Source organism: Acetobacter sp. P1H12_c, assembly GCF_018811975.1.
Taxonomy (GTDB): domain Bacteria; phylum Pseudomonadota; class Alphaproteobacteria; order Acetobacterales; family Acetobacteraceae; genus Acetobacter; species Acetobacter persici.
The window spans coordinates 24,853-42,366 of record NZ_JACRVR010000005.1 but is presented as its reverse complement, the minus strand read 5'-3'; the positions used below and the strand labels follow the sequence as shown (position 1 = coordinate 42,366).

Annotated in this window: 16 protein-coding genes; 5 read left to right on the top strand and 11 right to left on the bottom strand. The window is 60.4% G+C overall.

Annotation, left to right across the window (positions count from 1 at the left end; translation table 11 throughout):
- Nucleotides 1–47: 47 nt before the first annotated feature.
- The 8 genes from serS to KP699_RS05270 form a co-directional block, all read right to left on the bottom strand.
- Entirely contained in the window at nt 48–1,316 is a 1,269-nt protein-coding gene (serS, locus tag KP699_RS05305; RefSeq protein ID WP_215761870.1) for a serine--tRNA ligase, read from the bottom strand.
- A gap of 3 nt (nt 1,317–1,319) precedes the next feature.
- Entirely contained in the window at nt 1,320–2,147 is an 828-nt protein-coding gene (gene tatC, locus KP699_RS05300; RefSeq protein WP_077931193.1) for a twin-arginine translocase subunit TatC, read from the bottom strand.
- A complete protein-coding gene (tatB, locus tag KP699_RS05295; RefSeq protein WP_215761869.1) occupies nt 2,144–2,836 on the bottom strand; it encodes a Sec-independent protein translocase protein TatB in 693 nt (230 codons plus the stop codon). Before tatB ends, tatC begins: the two co-directional genes overlap by 4 nt.
- A 35-nt stretch (nt 2,837–2,871) precedes the next feature.
- The gene (scpB, locus tag KP699_RS05290) at nt 2,872–3,726 is read right to left on the bottom strand and encodes an SMC-Scp complex subunit ScpB (protein ID WP_252346825.1); all 855 of its coding nucleotides are present in this window, start codon (nt 3,724–3,726) and stop codon (nt 2,872–2,874) included.
- Nucleotides 3,727–3,834: 108 nt separating this feature from the next.
- Nucleotides 3,835–4,737: a ScpA family protein gene (locus KP699_RS05285; protein WP_215761868.1), complete on the bottom strand. Its 903-nt coding sequence runs from the start codon at nt 4,735–4,737 to the stop codon at nt 3,835–3,837.
- A gap of 11 nt (nt 4,738–4,748) precedes the next feature.
- The gene (locus KP699_RS05280) at nt 4,749–5,819 is read right to left on the bottom strand and encodes an SPOR domain-containing protein (RefSeq protein WP_215761867.1); all 1,071 of its coding nucleotides are present in this window, start codon (nt 5,817–5,819) and stop codon (nt 4,749–4,751) included.
- Nucleotides 5,819–7,606, bottom strand: a complete 1,788-nt coding sequence (gene argS, locus KP699_RS05275; protein ID WP_215761866.1) for an arginine--tRNA ligase — start codon at nt 7,604–7,606, stop codon at nt 5,819–5,821. Before argS ends, KP699_RS05280 begins: the two co-directional genes overlap by 1 nt.
- Nucleotides 7,607–7,645: 39 nt before the next feature.
- Entirely contained in the window at nt 7,646–8,839 is a 1,194-nt protein-coding gene (locus KP699_RS05270) for a deoxyguanosinetriphosphate triphosphohydrolase (protein ID WP_077931189.1), read from the bottom strand.
- A gap of 159 nt (nt 8,840–8,998) precedes the next feature.
- On the opposite strand from KP699_RS05270, the gene KP699_RS05265 reads away from it, so the two are divergent.
- The 4 genes from KP699_RS05265 to KP699_RS05250 all read left to right on the top strand — a co-directional run bounded on the left by KP699_RS05265 (nt 8,999) and on the right by KP699_RS05250 (nt 12,190).
- Nucleotides 8,999–9,370 carry an iron-sulfur cluster assembly accessory protein gene (locus KP699_RS05265; protein WP_215761865.1) on the top strand — a complete coding sequence of 124 codons (372 nt, stop codon included), beginning with the start codon at nt 8,999–9,001 and terminating at the stop codon, nt 9,368–9,370.
- On the top strand, nt 9,367–10,149 hold the full coding sequence (locus KP699_RS05260) for an exodeoxyribonuclease III (protein WP_215761864.1): 783 nt from the start codon (nt 9,367–9,369) through the stop codon (nt 10,147–10,149). The genes KP699_RS05265 and KP699_RS05260 overlap by 4 nt, the downstream gene beginning before the upstream one ends.
- A 54-nt stretch (nt 10,150–10,203) precedes the next feature.
- Nucleotides 10,204–11,574: an amidase gene (locus KP699_RS05255; protein WP_215761863.1), complete on the top strand. Its 1,371-nt coding sequence runs from the start codon at nt 10,204–10,206 to the stop codon at nt 11,572–11,574.
- A gap of 259 nt (nt 11,575–11,833) precedes the next feature.
- The gene (locus KP699_RS05250) at nt 11,834–12,190 is read left to right on the top strand and encodes an energy transducer TonB (RefSeq protein ID WP_215761862.1); all 357 of its coding nucleotides are present in this window, start codon (nt 11,834–11,836) and stop codon (nt 12,188–12,190) included.
- A gap of 74 nt (nt 12,191–12,264) precedes the next feature.
- On the opposite strand, the gene KP699_RS05245 is transcribed toward KP699_RS05250, so the two are convergent.
- The 3 genes from KP699_RS05245 to KP699_RS05235 form a co-directional block, all read right to left on the bottom strand.
- A complete protein-coding gene (locus KP699_RS05245; RefSeq protein WP_215761861.1) occupies nt 12,265–13,758 on the bottom strand; it encodes a CoA-acylating methylmalonate-semialdehyde dehydrogenase in 1,494 nt (497 codons plus the stop codon).
- 28 nt (nt 13,759–13,786) lie between these two features.
- Nucleotides 13,787–15,148, bottom strand: a complete 1,362-nt coding sequence (locus KP699_RS05240) for an MFS transporter (RefSeq protein WP_215761860.1) — start codon at nt 15,146–15,148, stop codon at nt 13,787–13,789.
- Nucleotides 15,149–15,212: 64 nt separating this feature from the next.
- Nucleotides 15,213–16,370, bottom strand: coding sequence for an iron-containing alcohol dehydrogenase (locus tag KP699_RS05235; protein ID WP_215761859.1), 1,158 nt, complete (start codon nt 16,368–16,370; stop codon nt 15,213–15,215).
- Nucleotides 16,371–16,533: 163 nt separating this feature from the next.
- Between KP699_RS05235 and KP699_RS05230 the strand changes: the two genes are divergently transcribed.
- Nucleotides 16,534–17,433 carry a LysR family transcriptional regulator gene (locus KP699_RS05230; protein ID WP_077931806.1) on the top strand — a complete coding sequence of 300 codons (900 nt, stop codon included), beginning with the start codon at nt 16,534–16,536 and terminating at the stop codon, nt 17,431–17,433.
- Nucleotides 17,434–17,514: the final 81 nt, after the last annotated feature.

The following is a 17,514-nucleotide window of genomic DNA, read 5'->3' as shown; positions in this document are numbered from 1 at the left end:
AGCACGGCGTCAGAAAATTCAGAAAACCTAAGGTTTAACGGGGCGGGTTAGCCGATTTTTGCGAGGCCACCCATATAAGGCCGCAGAACCTCCGGCACCGTAATGGAGCCATCTTCATTCTGGCCGTTTTCCATCACGGCAATCAGCGTGCGCCCGACAGCCAGACCAGAGCCATTCAGCGTATGCACAAACACCGGTGCCCCACCACCCTGCGGGCGGAAACGGGCATTCATGCGGCGGGCCTGAAAGTCCCGCGTGTTCGAGCAGGACGAAATTTCACGCCATGCGGCCTGCCCCGGCAGCCATGCCTCAAGGTCAAACGTCTTGGCTGCGCCAAACCCGGTATCCCCCGCGCACAGCAGCACCCGGCGATAGGCCACACCCAGCTTTTCCAGAATGCTTTCCGCACAGCGCGTCATGCGCTCATGTTCGGCTTCACTTTCTTCCGGCGTGGTGACGGAAACCATTTCCACTTTTTCAAACTGATGCTGGCGCAGCATCCCGCGCACGTCCCGCCCGGCAGAACCAGCCTCACTCCGGAAGCACTGACTGAGTGCCGTCATCCGGCGCGGCAGGGTGGCAGCGTCCAGAATGTCCCCGGCAACAGAAGCCGTCAGCGGCACTTCTGCGGTGGGGATCAGCCAGCGACCATCTTCCGTGCGGAAAGACTGATCCGCAAACTTCGGCAGCTTGTCCGTGCCATACATGGCGGCATCATTCACCAGCACGGGCACCTGAGTTTCCTCATAGCCGTTTTCATCCGTGTGCTGGTCCAGCATGAACTGCCCCAGCGCACGCGCCAGACGGGCCAGCGCCCCACGCAGCACCACAAAGCGCGCACCGGAGAGTTTGGAGGCCGTGCCGAAATCCATCAGCCCAAGGGCTTCCCCCAGTTCAAAATGCTGGCGGGCCGTAAAGCTGAAGTCCGGCCGCGTGCCCCAGACATGCTGGATCACGTTGGCTGTTTCATCCGGGCCTTCCGGCACGGAGGGGTCAAGCCGGTTGGGCAGGCTGGCCAGAACCTCATTGCTCTGGCCTTCCAGATCCGCCACCCGCAGTTCCAGATGTTCCATGTCAGAACGCAGGGTAATGGCTTCAGCTTCCAGCGCGCTGCTATCCTCGCCAGTGCGTTTCAGCGCGCCAATTTCCCGCGCCAGTGCTTTCCGGCGGGCCTGCTTTTCCTGCAGGGCCGTCAGGGCCAGACGCCGTTCTTCATCCCATGAAACAAGCTTCTGCGCGACAGGGGCAATCCCGCGACGGGCGAGATCGGCATCAAAAGCGGCAGGGTCTGCGCGCAGGGCGCGGATATCATGCATGGGTCAGGAAGCCTCTTGCTCTGGAGTGGTCTCTTCAGACAGCGGGTCCGGCTTTGTTTTTGGTTCAACAAGCCGGGCTGCCAGAATGGAAATTTCGTAAAGAAGGACGAGCGGCACCGCCAGCCCGACCTGAGTAATCACATCCGGCGGCATCAGAATGGCGGCAATCACAAACGCCCCCACAATGGCATACCGGCGGAAGCGCCTGAGCATATCCGCGGTTACAATCCCTACCCGTGCCAGCAGGGTGAGCACCACAGGCAACTCAAACGCAACGCCAAACGCCATGATCAGCTTCATGACGAGGGAGAGATATTCAGACACTTTAGCCTGAAGCTCAATCTGCACCCCGCCAGAACTGCCCGGCGTCTGGAAAGAGAGGAAGAACCGCCATGCAATGGGGAAAATGAAGTAATAAGCCAGCGCCGCGCCCAGCAGAAACAGGATGGGCGTTGCAATCAGAAACGGGGCAAACGCCCGCTTTTCTGACCGGTACAAACCGGGGGCAATAAAAATCCATGCCTGAATGGCAATAATGGGAAAGGACATGAAGGCCGCCCCAAAAAACGCCACGCGGATATAGGTAAAAAAGGCCTCGTAAAGGGCTGTGTAAATCAGATGTGGCTGCTCACCCTGCTGCCGCATGATCTCGCCCAGCGGCCGCGCCAGAAAGAGGTAGATATCACCCGCAAAATGGTAACAGAGCGCAAAACACACCAGAAAGGCCGCACCAGACCATAAAAGCCGGCGGCGCAGTTCAAGCAGATGGTCAATCAGCGGCATCGGCTGATCGTGAATGGGATCATCCTGCAGGGGTTCGTTCTCCTTCATAGCCCGCGTCCGGCTCCCATACCCGCATCAGCTTCTCCGGGATAATCCCCTGCAGGCAGGCTTCCTGCCTGCTGGCCCGGCACCGCTGGCCCCGGAGCCACCCGGCGCTGCCCGTGCATCAGCCGGACAGGGGGCAGGATAGCGGGCGGGAAAAGCCGCTCACGTTCCTTGATAATGCGGCGCACATGGTGCGGCGGCAGTTCTGCCGGGGCGTCCACCACTTCATCTTCCACCAGTGGATTCAGGTCCTCCAGCGCGTGGCTGCTCACCGCTGTGGGCGGCAGACTGGGCAGGCCGACGCTTCGTTCTTCCAGCATGGCGGTTGAACCCCCTGCCCCCCCGGACAGGCCTGCGGGGCGCGGCGGCGTATCCAGCGCACGCGGGCCTGCGGGGCGCACACCGGATGGTTCCTCAAAAGACCGTGCCAGTGTGCCATCACCATCAATGGCTTTCATGATACGGCCACGCACGTTCAGGTTGCGCAGGTCGCGCACATGGTCCCGCACTTCCGTCAGGTCCGCCTCGCGCACCATTTCATCGACGTGCGACTGGAACTCGCTGGCCATTTTGCGCGCTTTTTTGACAAAGCCCGCCAGCCCCCGGATGGCCACAGGCAGGTCCTTCGGACCAATGACGACCAGCGCCACCGCCCCTATCAGCGCAATTTCCGACCAGGCAAAATCAAACATCCGCAGGACTACCCTTCAGCATGGACGCAGATCTATCACGACCGCTCCGGCTCGGAAACCATTGCGCTGACGGCATCTGCCTGTTGTCCGGGTGTTCCCTTCTCAGGCGCGGGCTCTGCATCCGCTTCCGGAGCTGCCTCAGCACTGGTCATTGCCTGTTCCGCAGGCGTGACATCCAGATCTGCTTCGCCCTGAACGCCTTCTGCCTCGTCCTGCACGTTGTCCCCACCAGATGCGTCACCCTCCTGATCCTGTGCCACAGCCGGTGCGGATTTGCTGGCGGAAGTCAGGGTATCCGGCACGTCCACCAGCAATTCTTCACGCCGGGGCAGGTCTGACAGCGCCCGCAGGCCAAAATGCCGCAGGAAATCGGGCGTTGTGCCCCACAGCACAGGGCGACCCGGCACTTCCTTGCGCCCGCGCGGAGCAACCAGCGATGCTTCAATCAACGTATCCAGAACCGTCTGGCCAAGGCTGACACCGCGAATTTCTTCAATTTCCACACGTGTACAAGGCTGGTGATAGGCAATAATCGCCAGTGTTTCCATAACCGCGCGCGGCAGGCGACGCGGCTTTTCCAGCACGCGCGTCAGGGCCGGGGCCAGATCTGGCGCGGTGCGAAACTGCCAGCCTCCCGCCACCTCAACCGGCTGCACGCCACGCCCCTCATACTGCGCGACAAGTGCCGCCATCACAGAGGCGACAAACGCGCCGAGATCGTCCACTCCGTCCGGCACAAGCTGACGCAGTTCCAGCAATTCCGCCAGACGCCGCAGACTGACAGGCTCAGTGCCTGCAAAAATCAGAGCCTCCGCCAGACGTACAGCGTCCTCCGGAACAGCAACGGCCCCTCCGGCATCGTCCGGCAGAGCGCCTGACAAAGCGGCCATAATCCCGTCTTCATCCTTCCCGGACTGGATAGCGTGCGGAATCTGCGCTGGTTCTTCGCTCATCGGGTCTCCCTGCCTGTATTCCGCGCGTCGTCACCGGGCCGCTGTTCAGGCATCATGCGTCTCATCCTCCGGCACATCGTCCTGCACCTCCTGCGGGCGCAGAAGAATTTTGCCGAATGTTTCATCCTGCCTGAGCTCCAGCCGGCCACTTTTTGCCAGTTCCAGCCCGGCAATCAGGGTGCCGGCAACGGCTGCCCGGCGCTGGCGCATGGCTTCCTCCCCCCCCCCTTCTTCCGGCAACTGCTCGGGCAGAAACGCATCCAGACTGTTCCAGCCCGGCGGCGTTTTCCCCAGCAGGCGGGTCAGGCGGGACAGCGCATCCTGCACGGTCCAGAACCGGATGGTGCGCGGGGCGTAAATCCGCTTCCGGGCTGTGCGCCGCATCGCCGCCATATAGGCGCGCATCAGTTGCGGCATATCAAGCGCCAGACCGGAGCGGTCAATTTCAATCAGGGTTTCGCCCTCGCCACGGGCAAAAACATCCCGGCCCAGACGCGGCCGCGTTTCCAGCCAGCGGGCCAGTTCCGTCATGCAGGCCAGCTCAATCAGCCGTTCCTGCAACAGTTCGGCAGCATCTTCCCCTTCCGCCGCCAGATCATCTTCCGCAGGCAGAAGCAGGCGGGATTTTAGCCACGCCAGCCAGGCCGCCATCACCAGCCAATCCGCCGCCAGTTCCAGCCGCACTTTGCGGACAGACTCTACAACCGCCAGATATTGTTCCACCAGTTGCAGGATGGAAATACGGGAGAGGTCCACCTTCTGCGCCCGCGCCAGATCAAGCAGCAGATCAAGCGGGCCTTCAAACCCATCCAGTGACAGCACGGGCACACGCGGCACCCCGCCCTCCGCCGTGACCGGGGCAGACCCATCCAAAGCCTCTGCCTGATCAGGCAGAGGCTCCGATGTTTCCAGCTCTGGCGCGCTGTCCGGCGGCTGCGGGGCATCCATTCTGTCTGCCCTTAATGGACCTGAGTGCAGCCCAGCCCGCGTTCCCGCACGGCACTACAGAAGCTCCGCGTTTCCGCCACGGACGCAAAACCACCAACCCGCAGACGGTAGAAGATTGCATTATCGCGCTGCACCTTCTCAATCACCGGAGTACGGTCCGCAAACAGGGTTGAATAGTGCGTTTTAAGGCGGCTCCACTCCTGCTGCGCCTGCGCTTCACTCTGAAGGGCAGCTAACTGAACACGGAATTTTCCCCCTGTGGCGGCAGGCGGTACCGGCGCACTCGCAGGGGCCGCACTTGCAGCCGGGCGGCTTTCTTCCGGTTTCCGCGCAGCACCGGCATCTTCTGCCGGAGCCGTCTTTTTCGCGACGGCCTTTGGCGGGATTTTGGCAGGCACCGGCGCGGCGGGAGCCGGGACACTGGCTGCCGTATCGCCCGCCGCAGAGTCATCCGCAACACCTGCACTGGAGTCCGGCAGGCTTTCAGGCTGCTGAGGCGCATCTGCCTGTGCCGCGGCACCGGGAGCGGCCGGAGCAGCCGGTGCGGAAGCATCCCCGGCAGGAGCCGTGCCCTCTGGCGCTGCGGCAGGCGCTTTCGCCTGGTCCGCAGAAGCAGGATTGCCCGCCGCAGCGCCGTCAGTTGCATCCGTTTTTGCGGCCTGCTGGCCGTACTGCGCGGCCAGAGCCCCCGGATTAGGCTTTTCCGGCGCAGGCACCGGATGCGCCTGCCCGTCATCCGCGTCCGGCGTGCTCAGGCCATCAACCTGCATCCCGCCCGGATCAACCGGTTTGGTCTTCATGGAAACAGGCGGCGGCCCCAGAACCGGGATGCCGCTCTGATGGTGGCCCATCAGCGCCCAGCCGCCAATGCCAAGCACCAGCAGGCCGCCGAGACCAGCAGCCCCGTAAACCAGTCTGCGGGTTCCGGTATCGCTGCTCAGAAACTGGGAAATCACGCTCCCGCCCGCGCTCCCTGCGGGTGCGGCCGGACGGCGTGGCGGAGAGGCATCATAATCCGTGCTCATGCGTTCCCGCGCACGGTTGATCCGCTCGTCAAAAGACCCTTTGTCGTTTTCACTCATTAACGCATCTCCTCCACAGGCTCTACGCCCATGACAGCCAGTCCGGACCGGATAACGGTTGCTGTTGCCGCAACCAGCGCCAGCCGTGCGCGGGTGGCGTCCGGCGCATCAGGCAGGAGGAAGCGCAGAGACGCATCATCCCGCCCACGGTTCCACAGCGCGTGGAAATCACCCGCCAGATCCGCCAGATAGAAGGCCACGCGGTGTGGTTCCCGCGCAAGGGCTGCGGATTCAACCAGACGCGGCCATTCCGCCATCCGGCGGACCAGCGCCATTTCTGCATCAGAATTCAGGCAATCCAGCGGCACGGCGGCCAGAGCCTCCGGTGTGACAGCGCCATATGTGCCTTCTTCCTGCGCGGCCCGCAGCACGGAGCGGCAGCGTGCGTGCGCGTACTGCACGTAAAAGACCGGGTTATCGCGCTTCTGCGCCACCACCAGATCCAGATCGAACTCCATCTGCGCATCGCTTTTGCGGGTCAGCATGGTGAAGCGCACGGCATCCTTGCCCACTTCATCAATCAGGTCCCGCAGCGTGACAAATGTGCCTGCGCGTTTGGACATTTTGACCGGCTGGCCATCCCGCAGAATATGCACAATCTGGCACAGCACGACTTCCAGCGGCACGGTATCGTTCGTCACGGCGCGCACGGCGGCCTTCATGCGTTTGACGTACCCACCGTGGTCCGCGCCCCAGACGTCCACCATCATCTGCGCACCACGGGCCACCTTGTCCGCATGGTAGCCAATATCATTGGCGAAATAGGTATTGGTGCCGTCCGACTTGCGCATCGGGCGGTCCACATCATCCCCAAACTGGGTGGAGCGGAACAGGAGCTGCTCACGCTCTTCCCAGTCATCCGGCAGCTTGCCTTTGGGCGGCTCCAGCACGCCCTCATACAGCAGACCCTGTTTTTCCAGCGTGGCGATGGCCGCATCGGTCACGCCATCCCGCAACACCTGCGCCTCGGACGTAAAGACGTTCTGATGCACGCCAAGGGCCGCCAGATCATCCTTAATCGCCAGCAGCATCTGCGCCACGGCAAAGTCCCGCACGGTGTCCAGCCATGTCAGTTCCGGGGCCGGGTTTGCACCGGGTTCCGCCAGATTGTCCCCATACTGGGCCATCAGTGCTTCCCCGACCGGGATCAGATACTCACCGCGATATTGCAGGCCAGTGGGGGTGAGGGCGTCAAACGCCTCTTCCGTCACCGTCGTCCCGAGCGCCTGCAGGTAACGCCAGTACACAGCCCATGCCAGCGCCTTAACCTGCGCTCCGGCATCGTTGATGTAGAATTCCTTGGTGACGTCAAACCCGGCCTTGGCCATCAGGTTTGCCAGCGCATCCCCCACCACGGCCCCACGGCAATGGCCGACATGCATCGGACCGGTCGGGTTGGCGGAGACATATTCCACATTTACCCGAACACCTGCGCCGGACTGCGACTCGCCATAGGCTTCCCCGGCTTTCAGCACGGCGGGCAGCGTGGCGCGCAGCACATCCGGGGTCAGGGTCATGTTCACAAAGCCCGGCCCGGCAGCCGCCACGCGGGCAACACCTTCAACCTTTTCCAGCGCAGCCACCAGATCCGTTGCAATGTCGGCAGGCTTCCGGCGGGCCGCTTTGGCCAGCAGCAGAGCCGCATTGGTTGCCATATCCCCATGTGCGGGGTCACGCGTCGGGGTGACTTCCACACGGGCCAGCGTTTCTTCCGACACATCAGGCAACATCGCCCGAACGGCGGCCAGAACGTGGTGACGATAACGCTGGAACAAACAGTCTGACATTACACTCAAGATCCCAAAGAAAGCGGCAGAACCGCGTTTTCAGCCTGCTATGGACAGATCAGTCAACCGGCGATGTTCTTCCATCGCGTAGCGATCCGTCATGGAGGCAACATAATCGGCCACAGTCCGCCGTAATCCGGCGTCATCCCCCGCCAGTGCAGGCTCACGCCAGCCATCGGGCAGCAATCTGGGCGACTCCACCAGAATTGTGAAGAGCTCGGACGTCACACGCTTTGCCTTGTAGGTCATGCGGTTGACGCGCCAGTGCCTGTAAAGCTTTGCAAACAGGAACTTTCTGATCTCCTTGTTCGCGTCCGCCATGGCCGGGCTGAAGGCCACCACGGGTTCCGGGGCCGCGCGGATATCCTCCACACTCTGCGGCGCGAGAGCAGCCAGTCGCTTCCGGGTACAGACCAGCACATCCGTCGTCAGCGCATGGATCACGCGCCGGACCATTTCATGCCGGATGCGCTGCCTTTTATGCGGCGTACCCTCCGGCAGATCAGCCGCAAGCCTGCGCGCTTCCCGAAGAGCATCCCCCACCAGCGGCACATCCACCAGATCATCCAGCGAGAGCAGGCCTGACTTCACGCCATCATCCAGATCATGCCCGTGATAGGCAATATCATCCGCCAGCGCCGCCACCTGCGCCTCGGCCGAGGCATAGGTCCCCAGATCCAGCGACCACTGCGCGTCAATCTCGCGCAGGCGCTCGGACGGGTTGCGCACCGGGCCGTTATGTTTGGCCAGCCCTTCCAGCGTCTCCCATGTCAGATTCAGGCCATCAAACGCCAGATAACGGCGCTCCAGCAAAGTGACCTGCCGCAAGGCCTGCGTGTTGTGATCAAACCCGCCCCACGGCTGCATCTGGGCGGCAAGAGCATCCTCCCCCGCATGGCCAAACGGGGTGTGGCCCAGATCATGCGCCAGCGCGACTGCTTCCGTCAGGTCCTCATCCAGCAGCAGATACCGCGCCATGGACCGCGCCACCTGAGCAACCTCCAGAGAATGGGTCAGCCGGGTGCGGAAAAAATCACCTTCATGGTTGATGAATACCTGCGTTTTATATTGCAGGCGGCGGAAGCCGGAGGAATGTACCACGCGGTCCCGGTCCCGCTGCCAGGGGGAACGCGTGAGCGATTCCTCCTCCGCATGCAGGCGGCGGCCCCGGCCCGGCGCCATCTGCACGGCATAGGGGGCAAGAAATGTCTGTGACGCAGCCTGTAATCCCATAAGCCTTCTGGTCCTGCCTGCTCTGATGTGAGCGGTTGTGCCCCGCGCCCCCGTGAGGACGCACATCGCGCCCTATACACTAGGGCATCGCATGAAAATTGACCATGTTCCTCCACCCTGCCCCTTCAAACCGGGGCGTGCGCACGCTATCTAGAAACCATGACCCAGCCCCTGCCCTTTTCCGTCTCCGATGCCGCAGCCGCGCGCATTGCCCGCGTTATCGCCACACGCACCGCCTCTGCCTCCACAGAAGGGAAAACGCCTCCCGCTGCCCTGCGCGTGGCGGTGGAAGCAGGCGGCTGCAATGGCTTCCAGTATCAGTTCAGACTGATCGGGCAGGACGATATTGCCCCGGATGATGTCAGGCTGGACAAGGGCGAGGCGCTCGTGATTGTGGACCCGGTAAGCCTTGACCTGCTGGCCGGGGCGGAACTGGATTTTGCGGATAAGCTGATGGGCGCGCATTTTACGGTGAACAACCCGAACGCGGCGTCCTCCTGCGGGTGTGGCACGAGCTTTTCCGTCGCATGAAAATCGCAAGCTGGAACGTCAATTCCGTTCGCCAGCGTCAGGACCTGATTCTGGACTGGCTCAAGCGCACTGCGCCTGATGTGCTGATGATGCAGGAAATCAAATGCGAGACCGCGCTGTTTCCTGCCGAAATCTTTCGGGAGGCCGGATATGAGTGCGCCGTGGTTGGCCAGAAATCCTATAACGGGGTTGCCACACTGGTGCGGGGCGCGTTTGAAACTACCAGTGACCATCTGCCCGGGTTTGAAAACCCCGCGGCCCGCTACGTGGAAGTGCGCACGCAGGGGGTGACGCTCGGCAATCTCTACCTGCCCAACGGCAACTCCGGCGGCGAGGACGGCTACGCAACCAAGCTGGCTTTTTTTGAAGCCCTTGCCCATCGCGCCCAGAGCTTTCTGCATGCCGATACAGATTTTGTGCTCGCCGGAGACTATAACGTCTGCCCGACGCCGGAAGACTGTGCCCCCGGCGCGCTGGGGCCGGATGATGCCCTCGTGCGGCCGGAAAGCCGGGCCGCATGGCGCAGGCTGGTCTGGCTTGGACTGACGGATGCCCTGCGCGCCGTCCATCCTGCCGGCACAGCCTATACATTCTGGGATTATCAGGCCGGAGCTTGGCAACGCGACAGTGGCCTGCGGATTGACCACGCCCTTCTCTCCCCCCGCATTGCAGAACGGCTGATTGATGCGCACCCGGATAAGGAAGAGCGCGCGATGGAACGCCCGTCCGACCATGTCCCGCTGATTGTGACGCTGAAAGACCCGGCTCCCGCAGCCTGACCCGGCCCCAAGTAAAATCACCCGCACTCCGCGGGACGCAAGACGGAGTTTGCCATGAGTGCAGCCCCCCAGACCCTTCTTTCCATGGCGCAGGCTGTTGCAGAAGGCACGCTCCGCAGCCGGGACCTGATAGAGCAGGCACTCGACCGCATTACGGACACACACGGAGAAGGGGCCCGCACCTTTGTGGCCGTGCACACAGAGGCAGCCCGTGCTGCGGCGGATGAGAGTGACCAGCAACGCAGGCAGGGTCGCCCCGTGCCCGCGCTTTCTGGCCTGCCTGTGTCCATTAAAGACCTGTTTGATGAAGCCGGGGCTGTCACCAGAGCGGGCTCCCGCGTATTGGAAAACGCCCCTGCCGCCACGCAGGATGCCCCGGCTATTGCCAACCTGCGCAAAGCGGGGCTGATTTCCATTGGCCGCACGAACATGACGGAGTTCGCGTTCTCGGGCGTCGGCATTAACCCGCACACCGGCACACCTGCCAATCCGTGGGACAGAGCCAGTCGGCGTATTCCCGGTGGCTCGTCTTCCGGGGCCGCCATTTCCGTCACGGATGGTATGGCCGCAATCGGGATCGGGAGTGACACCGGGGGGTCCTGCCGTATCCCTGCTGCCCTCACCGGTCTGACGGGTTACAAACCAACGGCCTCCCGTATTTCCACCGCAGGCACTGTTCCACTGTCCTTCACGCTGGATTCCATTGGAAGTCTGGGCCGTACGGTCTCCTGCTGCCGGATGGCCGACCGCGCTCTGTCCGGGCAGACCGTAACGCTGACAGACGCCGCTGAGCCCGCCACGAGCAGCGCACCCCGTCTGGCTGTCTTGCGCACATACGTCACCAAAGACATGGATGAGACCGTGGCCCGAACCTATGAGCAAGCCTTGCACCGGCTTGAACAGGCGGGCGCAACACTGACCGACATTGCGTTCCCGGAACTGGAGACTCTGCCGGATATCAACAGGCTCGGCGGCTTTCCCGCCCCCGAATCCCTGACATGGCATGCCAGATTGATTGAACACCACGCCGACCTTTATGATCCGTTTGTTTTGAAGCGTATTTTGCGCGGCAGGGAACAGACGGCTGTCGACTACATCACGCTCAGACTACGCCGCGATGCCCTGATCACCCGAGCAGCCGAAAGACTGGACGGGTATGACGCCATCCTGATGCCAACAGTGCCCATTATCGCCCCCCGCATTGACGCTCTGCACGAGGAGGGGATTTACGCCGCCACCAACCTCCTGCTGCTGCGCAACCCGACCCTCACCAATTTTCTGGACCGCTGCGCCATCAGCCTCCCCTGCCATAAACACGGGGAGGCCCCCGTCGGCCTTATGGCGATGGGGCAGAATAGGGGGGATGAGCGGCTATTTGCTGTCGCGACATGGATGGAACAGGCACTGGAGACTATCAGACAATGAGATGGTTCAGATCACGCCTCGTCTGCCGCTTACTGGGACATCGGTGGTCTGGATGGACGCTCCAGCGTTCGTGGGACGGCAAACGCGACTTCCTCCACCGCCACTGCACACGCCCCGGCTGCCTCGCGACCGAGAAAAAAGCAGCCTGACAGGTGGAAACATTGATATTCCCTGTTTCAGATAGCCGACGCCCCTTCAGGCAGATGGCCCCATACCGGAGGATCAGAGGGTCCTCCTCTCAATTCCAAGGGAGGCAGATTTGAAGAAAACCATTCCGGTCGCGCTGGCACTTCTTCTGGTGTCCTCTGCGGCACAGATCCCTCTGCCAGCCTTGGCGGCGCAAGCGGCAGAACCGAACGAATCTTCTGAAAATGCCCCGGCTGCTCCTGACCAAGCGGCAAAGCATAACGCGGAAGCTACCGTCATTATGAAGGCGGAGATCGGCAAGGACGGACGCAACCTGAACTGCCGTATTATTCACAGTGAAAAGCCGGAACTCGACGATATTTCGCTCGATTATTGCCGTAACACAAAATACCGCCCTCCGATCCGCAACGGCGTGCCTGTCAAAGAGCACGACCATCTGATCACGGTAAAATACGGCACCGATAACTAATTCAGTTTCACCTGCAAGATGGCAGGCAATGCGCTGTGTCAGGCCGGACACTCCACCCGGCCTGACACAGTGGTTCAGCCATGTGTTGGCATGACAAATTCCGCACCAGAGCGAATTCCTGCTGGCCAGCGCTGCGTCACGGCTTTCATGCGGGTGAAGAAACGCACCCCTTCCGGCCCGTGCATGTGGTGGTCTCCAAACAGGGAGTCTTTCCAGCCCCCGAAAGAGTGGAACGCCATCGGCACAGGAATGGGCACGTTCACCCCAACCATTCCGGCTTTTACAGAATGTGCAAATGTTCTGGCGGCGTCTCCATCCCGCGTGAAAATGGCCGTTCCGTTTCCAAACGGGCTATCATTGATCAGCTTGAGAGCCGCATCAAAATCCGGCGCACGCATAACGCACAGAACTGGCCCGAAAATTTCTTCGCGGTAAATGTCCATCTCCTGCGTCACGTGATCAAAAAGTGATCCCCCGATGAAAAATCCGCCTTCATGGTCCTTCACTTTTATCGTGCGCCCGTCCACCACCAGTGTTGCGCCCTGACTGACGCCGGACTCCACCAGTCCGGTCACGCGGGCCAGATGCTGTGCCGTAACAAGCGGGCCCATCTCACTGGCGTCATGCGTGCCGTTTCCAATGGAAATAGCCTTTACCTTTTTCTCCAGCTCAGCAACCAGTTTATCCGCAACTGGCCCAACCGCCACGGCGACGGAAATAGCCATACAACGCTCCCCCGCGGAGCCATAGGCCGCACCAATCAGCGCATCGACCGTTTTATCCAGATCACAGTCCGGCATGACAAGCGCATGGTTTTTCGCGCCGCCCAGCGCCTGAACGCGTTTCCCGTGCGCTGTCCCTGTCGCGTAAACATGCTGGGCAATCGGCGTGGACCCCACAAAGCTGACCGCCGCAATATCCGGATGTTCCAGAATGGCGTTCACCATATCCTTATCACCATGCACAACCTGAAAAACACCATCTGGCAGACCAGCTTCTTTCAGAATTTCCGCCAGCAGGACGGATGCAGACGGATCACGCTCGGAAGGCTTCAGAATAAAGCAGTTGCCCGTTGCCAGAGCCATAGGCGCCATCCATAACGGCACCATCACCGGAAAGTTAAAGGGTGTGATCCCCGCAGCAATCCCGACAGGCTGGCGCATGGTCCATGCATCAATCCCGCGCCCGACCTGCTCTGTATATTCGCCCTTCAAAAGCTCCGGCACGCCAGTCGCAAATTCCACAACCTCCAGACCGCGGGTGACTTCTCCCTTCGCATCAGACAGGATTTTTCCGTGTTCCGATGTAATCACAGCGGCAAGATCATCCATCCGCTGTTCAATAAGATCCCGCGCACGGAACAGGACACGCGCACGCGCCAGAGGGGGCGTTTCTGCCCAAGCGGGAAAGGCTGCTTTAGCTGCCGCAACTGCCGTGTTCAGATCATCCTGTGTGCCCAGAACAACTTTTTTAGTGACCTCGCCGGTCGCAGGGTTAAAGACGTCGCCAGTACGGGTACCCGTTCCCGGCACAGATTTTCCACCGATGATGTGATGCACTGTCTGCATTGGTTTTATCCTTTTGTGTAACGGAGGCTCAGCCTTCGCTCATAGCTTCATGTGAGAGGGAGACAATCTGTGTGCGCTCACCTTTGCGCACCGTCAGTGTTTCAGGCACCCAGAACAGGGTGATAAAAAAGCCGATCAGGCACAGCCCCATGGGGTAAAGCAGCCCGGCATAAGGATTTCCGGTTTCCGTCACCAGCCAGAGGCTCACCAGCGGCAGAAAGCCTCCAAAAATCCCGTTCCCAATATGGTAAGGAACCGAAATTGAGGTGTACCGCACATTGGCGGGAAAGCTTTCCACAATAAACGCGCCGTAGGGGCCATAAACAGCCGCCGCAATCACAACCAGCACGAACACACAGGCGGAAATCGTCGGATAGCTGGTGTTTTCAGGAGTAATTGCGTGGCGGATGATAGAGAAAATGGGAATATAAAACACAACCGCCGCAGCCATACCGGCCAGAGAGAGGCGTTTACGCCCAATTCTGTCAGACAAAGCGCCAAACAGCACAAAGAAGGGCACCCCCAGAAACGCCCCGATCGCGACGGAAAGTGTTGCTGGCAGAAAAGGCACTTTCATAAAAGTCTGAATGTAATACAGGGCATAAAACTGTGCGGTGTAAAACGTGACCGCCTGCGCGCAGGCCACGCCAAACAGAAACAGAAGAATACGCCGCGCGTTGCCGGGGATGCGGAACGTATCCCGCACGGGTGATTTGGAAAGCTGACCCTGTTTATGCATATCGATAAAAACAGGCGATTCAGAAAGCCGGAGACGAATACGGACGGAAACAAGAACCAGAACGAACGAGACCAGAAACGGCACCCGCCAGCCCCACACGCCAAACGCTTCTTCCCCCAGTGACAGACGCAGGGTCAGCACAATCCCCAGAGAGAGCACAAACCCGGCTGACGCCATGGCCTGAATATAGCTTGCCCATTTTCCGCGCTCCTGCGGCGGGGAGKGTTCCGCCACATAGGTCGCCGCCCCGCCATATTCCCCACCCAGCGCGAGCCCCTGCACAATACGTAGCAGAACAAGCAGAACGGGGGCAGCGTATCCCGCTGTGGCAAAGGTCGGCAAAAGGCCAATGGCGGCCGTGGAGCAGCCCATGATAAGCAGAGTAGTCAGAAAGGTTTTTTTCCGCCCGACACTATCCCCCATATAGCCAAACAGCAGGCTGCCCAGCGGGCGCACGGCAAACCCGGTCGCAAAAGTCGCTACACTGATAAGGGTCGCCGCCACGCCGTCACCGGGGGGATAAAACAGACGGGCAAAGAAAATGGCCAGACTGCCGTAGAGAAAAAAATCATACCATTCAATAACGGTGCCAACGCTTGACGCCAGCACCAGAGAACGCATGGAGCGTGCTCCTTCCGGGTGGGTTGTCATTCTTCCATTCTCCTGACAGGCGTTTTGTTATTTTTATAGATGGCCCATCTGCATATGCCCGGCCTCAGGCCCAGACTTTCTGATACAGCTCCACAATCTCTGCATGCGCGGGCACGCGCGGATTGTTCGCGGGGGAGCCGGAGGCCAGAGCCTGCTCTGCCATAAGAGGCAGCAGATCATTCCAGCGGCTTTCCTCTAGCCCGTAGGAGCGCGGGGTTGGCACATCCAGCGCACGGTTGCGTTCCCGCAGAGCCGCCACAAGAGCCTTACAGGCCGAAGCATCATCCGTATTGTCAGGGACAATGCCCATCACGCGGGCGCAGGTTGCATACCGCGCTTCAGCCCCAGCAACGGACCACGCTGTAATTTCCGGCAGCAGCATGGCGTTTGACAGTCCATGAGCCACATGGAAATGCGCCCCGATGGGCCGGCTCATACCATGCACGAGGGCGACAGACGCGTTAGAGAACGCCATTCCGGCTTCAAACGCCCCCTGCATGACCTGCGCACGCGCTTCCCGGGTGGAGGGTTCCGCGCATGCAACCGGCAGCGCGTGCCATATGCGCTTCATTGCGGCCAGCGCCAGTGCGTCTGTAAAGGGAGAGGCCAGTCTGGACACGTAAGCTTCCAGAGCGTGCGTCAGAGCATCCAGACCGGTATCCGCCGTCAGGCGGCGGGGCATGGTCAGGGTGAGTTCATAATCAACAATCGCGATATGGGGCAGATAAGCGTATCCGGCACAGAGCATTTTCTCGTCGGTTTTTTCATCCGTAATCACCGTCACGCGCGTGGCTTCTGAGCCCGTCCCGGCCGTGGTGGGGATGGCGATAATCGGCAACCCGACGTCATCCTGCACATGCGGCACCTTCAGGCGGGATGGCGTGCCACCGTGTCTGGCCAGAACAGCCACCATTTTGGCGGTATCAATCGGGCTGCCGCCGCCCAGACCAATCACGCAGTCATAATCCCCCTGTTTGAGGGCCGCCAGTGCGGCCTCTACGGAGGCGACGGTAGGATCTGGCACAGCATTAGGGAAAGCGCCCGAGCGGAAGCCAGCTTCTGCCAAAAGCCCCTTCACCCTGTCCAGCAAGCCCGACTGCGCCATAAAGGCGTCTGTAATGATAAACGGTGCGGAAAGCCCTGCCTGTTTCAGGGCGGCGGGAAGCTCGTTCAGAGCCCCACCACCAATACGGACCAGAGAGGGCAGATAAAGTGCTGTCATGGCCTTATCTCCAGAGAAAGGTTACGGCTTGCGCCCTTCCTTCCCGGCTGTTGTTCTTGTGCGCCGACTGAACGCGCAAAACCCTCACAAGAAAATCAGGAGATTTCGCTCACTCGATGTGCAAATCTGCACAGCAACAAGCAAATGGAGCTTTCTTACCCGCATGAAACGCAGTCTGGACTGGAGAAATCTGCAGTTTTTTCTGGCTGTGGCGCGTTCCGGCTCCCTTTCGGAAGCTGGGCGTTTGCTGGGGGTTGATCACGCAACTGTGGGCCGACACATTGTTTCTCTGGAAACATCCGTCGGTAAAACACTCTTTGAACGACACCTGCGCGGTTATGCACTGACGCGCTATGGGGAAGACCTGTTAAGCACGGCAGAAGCGATGGACCGGGAAGCAACACAGGTTGCACAGGCCAGCAGCCCTCTGCACGGGCTGACGGGAACCATACGCATCAACGCGCTGGAAGGGTTTGCAAACTTTTTTCTGGCTGCCCGTATTGGCCCTCTGCTGGTAGACAACCCTGCACTGACCATTGAAATTCTGACAATTCAGCAGATTGTCGCCCTCTCCCGCAGGCAGGCCGACATTGCCATTACCGTCACCCCTTCTGAGGATGATCGGTTTGTCTGTGAAAAACTGACACCTTATTATTTATGCGTATATGCCACGCAGGCTTATCTTGACCGGGAAAAACCGATCAAAAAACCAGATGATTTTTCATCCCACCTGTTTTCCGGGTATGTGGATGAAATGATTTTTATGCGGGAACTGGATTATCTGGAAAGTCTTGGGGTTTCTCGCAAAATGGTACGCATTCAGAATTCAAGCGTACAGGCCCAGATGGAAGCAGCCTGCTCAGGCCTGTGCATGGCGGTGCTCCCGACCTTTGTCGCCGCCACACGCCCGGAGCTGGTCCCAGTCCTGCCGGAACAGGTGAGATTGAAACGGCATTACTGGCTGATTACCCGTGAAGAAGAACAAAAAACTTTACGCATCCATCAGTTGTGCAATTTCATCCGGCAGGCCGTTCAGGAAAACCAGCAACAGTTTGCGTTATAAGCCCAACAACTCCCTGTGCTGCCTCGCGGATAGCATAGAGAGCCATCATGGCGTGCCGCAACATTCTAGCACTACGCAATG

What these genes read in the sequence shown, in the direction of transcription:
- scpB (WP_252346825.1), bottom strand. Translation starts at nt 3,726, where the DNA reads ATGGCCGCTTTGTCAGGCGCTCTGCCGGACGATGCCGGAGGGGCCGTT.
- KP699_RS05265 (WP_215761865.1), top strand. Translation starts at nt 8,999, where the DNA reads ATGACCCAGCCCCTGCCCTTTTCCGTCTCCGATGCCGCAGCCGCGCGC.
- KP699_RS05255 (WP_215761863.1), top strand. Translation starts at nt 10,204, where the DNA reads ATGAGTGCAGCCCCCCAGACCCTTCTTTCCATGGCGCAGGCTGTTGCA.
- tatC (WP_077931193.1), bottom strand. Translation starts at nt 2,147, where the DNA reads ATGAAGGAGAACGAACCCCTGCAGGATGATCCCATTCACGATCAGCCG.
- KP699_RS05245 (WP_215761861.1), bottom strand. Translation starts at nt 13,758, where the DNA reads ATGCAGACAGTGCATCACATCATCGGTGGAAAATCTGTGCCGGGAACG.
- argS (WP_215761866.1), bottom strand. Translation starts at nt 7,606, where the DNA reads ATGTCAGACTGTTTGTTCCAGCGTTATCGTCACCACGTTCTGGCCGCC.
- serS (WP_215761870.1), bottom strand. Translation starts at nt 1,316, where the DNA reads ATGCATGATATCCGCGCCCTGCGCGCAGACCCTGCCGCTTTTGATGCC.
- KP699_RS05285 (WP_215761868.1), bottom strand. Translation starts at nt 4,737, where the DNA reads ATGGATGCCCCGCAGCCGCCGGACAGCGCGCCAGAGCTGGAAACATCG.
- KP699_RS05270 (WP_077931189.1), bottom strand. Translation starts at nt 8,839, where the DNA reads ATGGGATTACAGGCTGCGTCACAGACATTTCTTGCCCCCTATGCCGTG.
- KP699_RS05230 (WP_077931806.1), top strand. Translation starts at nt 16,534, where the DNA reads ATGAAACGCAGTCTGGACTGGAGAAATCTGCAGTTTTTTCTGGCTGTG.
- KP699_RS05260 (WP_215761864.1), top strand. Translation starts at nt 9,367, where the DNA reads ATGAAAATCGCAAGCTGGAACGTCAATTCCGTTCGCCAGCGTCAGGAC.
- KP699_RS05235 (WP_215761859.1), bottom strand. Translation starts at nt 16,370, where the DNA reads ATGACAGCACTTTATCTGCCCTCTCTGGTCCGTATTGGTGGTGGGGCT.
- tatB (WP_215761869.1), bottom strand. Translation starts at nt 2,836, where the DNA reads ATGTTTGATTTTGCCTGGTCGGAAATTGCGCTGATAGGGGCGGTGGCG.
- KP699_RS05280 (WP_215761867.1), bottom strand. Translation starts at nt 5,819, where the DNA reads ATGAGTGAAAACGACAAAGGGTCTTTTGACGAGCGGATCAACCGTGCG.